This is a genomic window from Streptomyces sp. NPDC006265, assembly GCF_040613555.1.
GTDB lineage: Bacteria > Actinomycetota > Actinomycetes > Streptomycetales > Streptomycetaceae > Streptomyces.
On sequence record NZ_JBEXSH010000583.1, the window covers coordinates 1 to 5774 of the forward strand.

Annotated in this window: 5 protein-coding genes; 1 reads left to right on the plus strand and 4 read right to left on the minus strand. The window is 70.4% G+C overall.

Going from position 1 to position 5774, the window contains the following annotated elements:
* Positions 1-490: 490 nt before the first annotated feature.
* Complete coding sequence (locus ABZ281_RS34465; RefSeq protein ID WP_142164983.1) at positions 491-1165, plus strand: lysophospholipid acyltransferase family protein; 675 nt, start codon at positions 491-493, stop codon at positions 1163-1165.
* Between the two features lie 148 nt (positions 1166-1313).
* Here the strand turns inward: ABZ281_RS34465 and ABZ281_RS34470 are convergent, their stop codons facing one another.
* The 4 genes from ABZ281_RS34470 to argH form a co-directional block, all read right to left on the minus strand.
* The gene (locus ABZ281_RS34470) at positions 1314-2846 is read right to left on the minus strand and encodes an MFS transporter (RefSeq protein WP_356661952.1); all 1533 of its coding nucleotides are present in this window, start codon (positions 2844-2846) and stop codon (positions 1314-1316) included.
* The gene (locus ABZ281_RS34475) at positions 2843-3394 is read right to left on the minus strand and encodes a helix-turn-helix domain-containing protein (RefSeq protein WP_356661954.1); all 552 of its coding nucleotides are present in this window, start codon (positions 3392-3394) and stop codon (positions 2843-2845) included. The genes ABZ281_RS34470 and ABZ281_RS34475 overlap by 4 nt, the downstream gene beginning before the upstream one ends.
* 89 nt (positions 3395-3483) lie before the next feature.
* Positions 3484-4455: an aldo/keto reductase gene (locus ABZ281_RS34480; RefSeq protein ID WP_356661956.1), complete on the minus strand. Its 972-nt coding sequence runs from the start codon at positions 4453-4455 to the stop codon at positions 3484-3486.
* Positions 4456-4640: 185 nt separating this feature from the next.
* The coding region (gene argH / locus ABZ281_RS34485; protein ID WP_356661958.1) for an argininosuccinate lyase at positions 4641-5774 on the minus strand (1134 nt) is incomplete at its 5' end.

Genomic DNA, 5774 nt, shown 5'->3' on the forward strand with positions numbered 1-5774 from the left:
GCCGGCCATGCCGAGCACCGCTCCGCCGGTGCCGAGGACCGCCGCACCGAGAAGGGCCCGCCGTCCGGTACCGCTCGTTTCTTCGTTCGACTCCTGCGTTCCCATGAGCGCCCTCCCTGGCCGTTCGGCTCGTCAGTGCGGGCCGATCGTAGGGGCGCGTACATGACGAATGGGAGACCCCGGGCGGAACACGCGGGTGATGTCGGATGTCGTAGTGGCTGGTAGGGAGGATGAGTTGACGGTTCCTCGCGTCCGTTCGGTTCGGTGCCGCCGTTCTGGGAACCGTCCGCTGAGCCCCGGGGCGATGTGCGTCACATCATGTCGGCCGCGTTACGCGACGCCTGCGGCGCGCCACCGCAGGTAAACACGCGTCAACAGTGCGTAAGGCCTCGGTGAAGTCGCCGTGCCCGATGTGCGCTATGCCCGGGGCCACGAGTATCGTCCTCACCTGCACAGACTCATACAGAATCCCTTGACACCGGAGGGCCCGTTGTCCCGCTTCGCGCTCATCAAGGCAGTGCTCGGCCCGATCATGCGCCTGATGTTCCGCCCACAGGTGGAGGGTGCGGAGCACATTCCCGGCACCGGCCCGGTCATCCTGGCCGGCAACCACCTGACGTTCATCGACTCGATGATCCTGCCGCTGGTCTGCGACCGGCAGGTCGTCTTCATCGGCAAGGACGAGTACGTGACCGGCAAGGGCCTCAAGGGCCGACTGATGGCCTGGTTCTTCACCGGCGTCGGCATGATCCCGGTGGACCGCGACGGCGGGCGGGGCGGTGTCGCCGCGCTGATGACCGGCCGTCGGGTGCTGGAGGAAGGCCGGATGTTCGGCATCTACCCGGAGGGAACGCGTTCGCCCGACGGGCGGCTGTACCGGGGGCGGACGGGCATCGCCCGGCTGACCCTGATGACGGGGGCGCCCGTGGTGCCCTTCGCCATGATCGGCACGGACAAACTTCAGCCGGGTGGGGCGGGGCTGCCCCGGCCCGGCAAGGTCACCGTGCGGTTCGGTGAGGCGATGGAGTTCTCCCGGTACGAGGGGATGGACCGGGACCGGTATGTGCTGCGGGCCGTGACCGACTCGGTGATGACCGAGGTCATGCAGTTGTCCGGGCAGGAGTATGTGGACATGTACGCGAGCAAGGCGAAGGAAGCGGCGTAGGTTTCCGGGGCGCGAGCGGACCCGGACGGCCGGGACCGGGGGCGGCTGCGGGTGAGTGGGGGCTGGTCGCGCAGTTCCCCGCGCCCCTGACGGCGTGACCCCAGGGGCGAGGGCGGCGTGGGGCCCCGCGCCCCTGAGGGCATGGCTCTTACGTGTGCTTCGTCGCGCCGCCCTCCAGCTTCTGGCCCCGTAGCAGGAACCACGCTGCCACCGCCGCTGCCAGCAGGACCGCCGCGCCCACGCCCGCTGCGAGGGCGAGGCCGTCGACGAAGGACGTGCGGGCCGCGTCGAGCATCGCGGCGGCATTGTGGGCCGGCATGCCCGCGGCCGCCTCGACCGCGCCGCCCAGTGACTCGTGGGCCGCGGCCGGTGTATCCGCGGGGCCGGTGAAGTCGCGGTAGACGCCGGTCACGATCGAGCCGAGCGCGGCGATGCCGAGCGCGGCACCGAGTTCGTACGCCGTCTCGGACACGGCGGACGCCGAGCCCGCATGCTCCTTGGGCACGCTGGAGAGGATCACGTCCGCCGTCACGGTGAACGAGAACCCGGCGCCCACGCCGACCACCAGCAGCGCGGTCCCGAGCAGCGGGTAGCCCGTGGACTGATCGAGCACCGTGAGTGCGGCCAGAGCGAGGCCTATCACCGCGAGGCCGCCGGAGACGACGGACCGCACCGAGAAGCGCCGGGCCACCCGCCCCGCGATCAGACCGGCCACCACCGCTCCGATCGCCGCGGGCAGTTCGGCCAGCCCGGCCTCGAACGGGCGCCTGCCCTGGACGAGTTGCAGGTACTGGGACAGGAAGAACACCAGCCCGGACAGGCCGAGGATGGTCAGCAGGTCGGCCAGCACCGCCCCGCTGAAGCCGCGGTTGCGGAACAGCCTCATGTCCAGCAGCGGGGCGGGGAGCATGAGCTGACGGCGTACGAACCCGTACAGGGCGGCCGCGCCCAGCAGGCCCGCGGCCAGGGAGCTCCACGCGAAGCCGTGGGTGGCCGCCTCCTTGATCGCGTACACGACGCCGATCATGCCGACCAGCGACAGCACGACGCTGACCAGGTCCCAGGGCCCGGGGTTCGCGGTACGCGACTCGGGCAGCAGCTTGATCCCGACCAGGACCAGGACGACCATCACGGGCAGGTTGATCAGGAAGACCGAGCCCCACCAGAAGTGCTCCAGCAGGAATCCGCCGACGATCGGGCCCACGGCCGTACCGGCCGAGGCGGTGGCGCCCCAGATGCCGACGGCCAGACTTCGCTCGCGCGGGTCGTGGAAGAGGTTGCGGATCAGGGCGAGCGTCGCCGGCATGAGGGTCGCGCCGGCGACACCGAGCAGCGCCCGGGCGATGATCATCGTCTCGGGTGTGGTGGCGTAGGCGTTGAACACGGATATCACGCCGAACGCCGTCGCACCGATCAGCAGGATGCGCTTGCGGCCGATCCGGTCGCCGAGGCTGCCCATGGAGACGAGCAGACCGGCGATGACGAACGAGTAGACGTCGCCGATCCACAGCAGCTGCGTGCCGGAGGGCTTCAGGTCCTCGCTGATGTAGGGGGTCGCGAGACCGAGGACGGTCGCGTCGACGGCCACCAGCAGCACGGCGAGCACGAGAACGCCGAGCGCGAGCCAGCGGCCCGGGCGCTTCGCCTCCGTCGTCATCGTCGGCTGCAGGGTGCTGGTCATGATTCCTCTCTCCTGAGTGCGCCGCCGAGCAGCAGCTCGACGATCATGTGCTGGAAGTCCTTGGGGGCGCCCTTGCCGCTGTGCACCATCCAGGCGCCGGAGGCCATCAGGCCGTACAGCGCCTCGGTGAGCCAGGCGGGCGTGAGGTCGATGCGGAACTCGCCGCTGAGCTGACCGCGACTGAACAGGGCGGAGATGCGGTCGTCGATCCGGGTCCAGCCGGCGTTCTGCTCCTCGCCTTCGAAGAGCTGGTTCTCGGTGTAGAGGAATGCGAGCAGCCCGGCAGCGGGCTCGATGTCGCCGACCAGCCGGCGTACGGCCTCGCTCGCGGTGCCCTCCTCCAACCGGGCCGCGTCCAGGGCGGCCTCGCACTCCGCGATGCCGAGCTCCTCCAGCGCCCGGACGAGGGCGTCACGTCCGGCGAAGTGCCGGTGCAGCGTGGCCCGGCTGATTCCGGCGGCCTTGGCGACCTCGTCCATGGTCGCGGTGGATTTGCGGGCCAGCAGGGACGCGGCGGCGCGCAACACGTGCTCAGGATCGACAGCCATGAGACAACGATAACCCACATGAGACACAAATGTCTCACCAGGGGCATGCGTGACTCACGGCTGGCATGCTGGTGCGAAAGAAGCGGTGATCAGTGCCAGGGCAGCTGCGCGCGCCGCTCCCAGTACGCGTGCGGCTCCTCCGCCAGCGCGGCGAGGCGGGTCAGCTGGTCGTCGCCGAGGTCGACGACCGCCGCGTGCAGGTTCGAGGCGAGCTGGGTGGTGGTGGCCGCGCCGGAGAGGACGACACCGGCCCAGGGCTGCCGGAGGATCACGGCCAGTGCGACGGCGTCGCAGCCCAGCCCGGTCCGCTCGGCGATCTCCTTGACGAGGTCCGGGGCGTACGGCCCGGCGAGCCGGCCGTTGGCCATGCCCTCCTTGACGATCACGGTGAGCCCGGCGTCGTGCGCCTCGGCGAGGGCGGGGGCGGCGGAGGTCTCCAGCGCGTTGTATGTGGACTGCACGGTACGGAAGAGGGGTTCGCCATCCACCGTGACGGCGAGGGCTGCACGGATCGCGTCCGCCTGGGCGGGACCGCTGGTGGAGAAGCCGACGGTGAGGCCCTGCGCGGCGGCTTCCGCGAGCTTCGCGTGCAGTTCCTTGTCGGTGAGGGCCGGGCTGTCCGGGGTCACCGAGTGGATCTGGTAGAGGTCGAGCCGGTCGCCGAGCAGGGCGTCGCTCTCCGCGCGCTGCCGTTCGTAGGCGGCGAGGGTGTGGTCCTTGACCTCGTGCTTCTCGGCGTCGGTGGACCAGTCGGCGGTGTAGGTGTAGCCCCACTTGCTGCCCACGACGATGTCGTCGAGGCCGGGCCTGTCCTTGAGCCAGTCGGCGAGGAACTCCTCGGAGCGGCCGTAGGAGCGGGCGGCGTCGAAGTAGCGGACGCCTTGGGCATAGGCGGCGTCGAGGAGCTCGTGGGTGCGGGTACGCAGCGTTTCCACGCTGCGGTCCTCTCCGAGGTCTTCGTCTCGGCCGAGGTTGATATAGCCGGGGCGTCCTACGGCGGCGAGGCCGAGGCCGATGTGGCAGGTAGGGGTTGTCGCTGCGGCCAGGCGGGCGAAGGGCATCGCGGGCTCCGTTCGGTCGGCTCCGGTTCGGCTCCGGTTCGGCTCCGGTTCGGCTCCGGTTCGGCTCCGACTCAACGTAACCCGCGATGACCTGCGCCTCGGAGTTCGGGACTCACGGTGTTTCGGCGCGTGCGGGTCGCCTTCGCCTGTTCGCGCGATTCCCCGCGCCCCCGAGGGCGATGACCTCAGGCCTGCTTCTTGGCCACTGCCCACTCGTGCTGGGCCGCCACGTCCGCCTTCACCTCTGCCAGCTGGACGGCGACCGCGCTCGGGGCCGTGCCGCCCCTGCCGTTGCGGGAGGCCAGGGCACCGGGGACGTTGAGGACCGTGCGGACCTCGGGGGTCAGGTGGGCGGAGATCTTGGCGAACTGCTCGTCCGTCAGCCCGTCCAGTTCCTTGCCCTCGGCTTCGGCGACCTTCACACACTCGCCGGCGACCTCGTGGGCCACACGGAACGGGACGCCCTGCTTGACCAGCCACTCGGCGATGTCCGTGGCGAGGGAGAAGCCGGCCGGGGCCAGTTCCTCCATGCGCTCGCGGTGGACGGTGAGGGTGGCCATCATGCCGGTGAAGGCCGGGAGCAGGACCTCCAGCTGGTCGATGGAGTCGAAGACCGGTTCCTTGTCCTCCTGGAGGTCGCGGTTGTACGCGAGCGGGAGAGCCTTGAGCGTGGCCATCAGGCCCGTCAGGTTGCCGATGAGGCGGCCCGACTTGCCCCGGGCCAGCTCGGCGATGTCCGGGTTCTTCTTCTGCGGCATGATCGACGAGCCCGTGGAGAACGCGTCGTGCAGGGTCACGAAGGAGAACTCCTTCGTGTTCCAGATGATGACCTCCTCGGCGATCCGGGAGAGGTTGACCCCGATCATCGCCGTGATGAAGGCGAACTCGGCGACGAAGTCCCGGGAGGCCGTGCCGTCGATGGAGTTGCCGGCCGAGCCGTGTTCGAAGCCGAGGTCCTTCGCCACCGCCTCCGGGTCGAGCCCGAGGGAGGAGCCCGCCAGGGCGCCCGAGCCGTAAGGCGAGACCGCCGTGCGCGCGTCCCACTGGCGCAGCCGCTCCGCGTCCCGGGAGAGGGACTGGACGTGCGCCAGGACGTGATGGGCGAAGAGGACGGGCTGGGCGTGCTGGAGGTGGGTGCGGCCGGGCATGGCCACGTCCGGGTGAGCCTCGGCGAGGCCGATCAGCGCGTCCTGGAGCTCGGCGATCAGACCGCCGACGATCCGGTCCTGCCCGACGGCACCTCGATGGCCCTCGCCGTACCCCTCATGCTCCTCGGCGGCGCCATCGTGGCCATCCTCATCGCCGTCGGAGCAGAACGA

Bases quoted from the DNA above. Each gene is read 5' to 3' on its own strand.
- ABZ281_RS34470 (WP_356661952.1), bottom strand. From the start codon at position 2,846: ATGACCAGCACCCTGCAGCCGACGATGACGACGGAGGCGAAGCGCCCG.
- ABZ281_RS34475 (WP_356661954.1), bottom strand. From the start codon at position 3,394: ATGGCTGTCGATCCTGAGCACGTGTTGCGCGCCGCCGCGTCCCTGCTG.
- ABZ281_RS34480 (WP_356661956.1), bottom strand. From the start codon at position 4,455: ATGCCCTTCGCCCGCCTGGCCGCAGCGACAACCCCTACCTGCCACATC.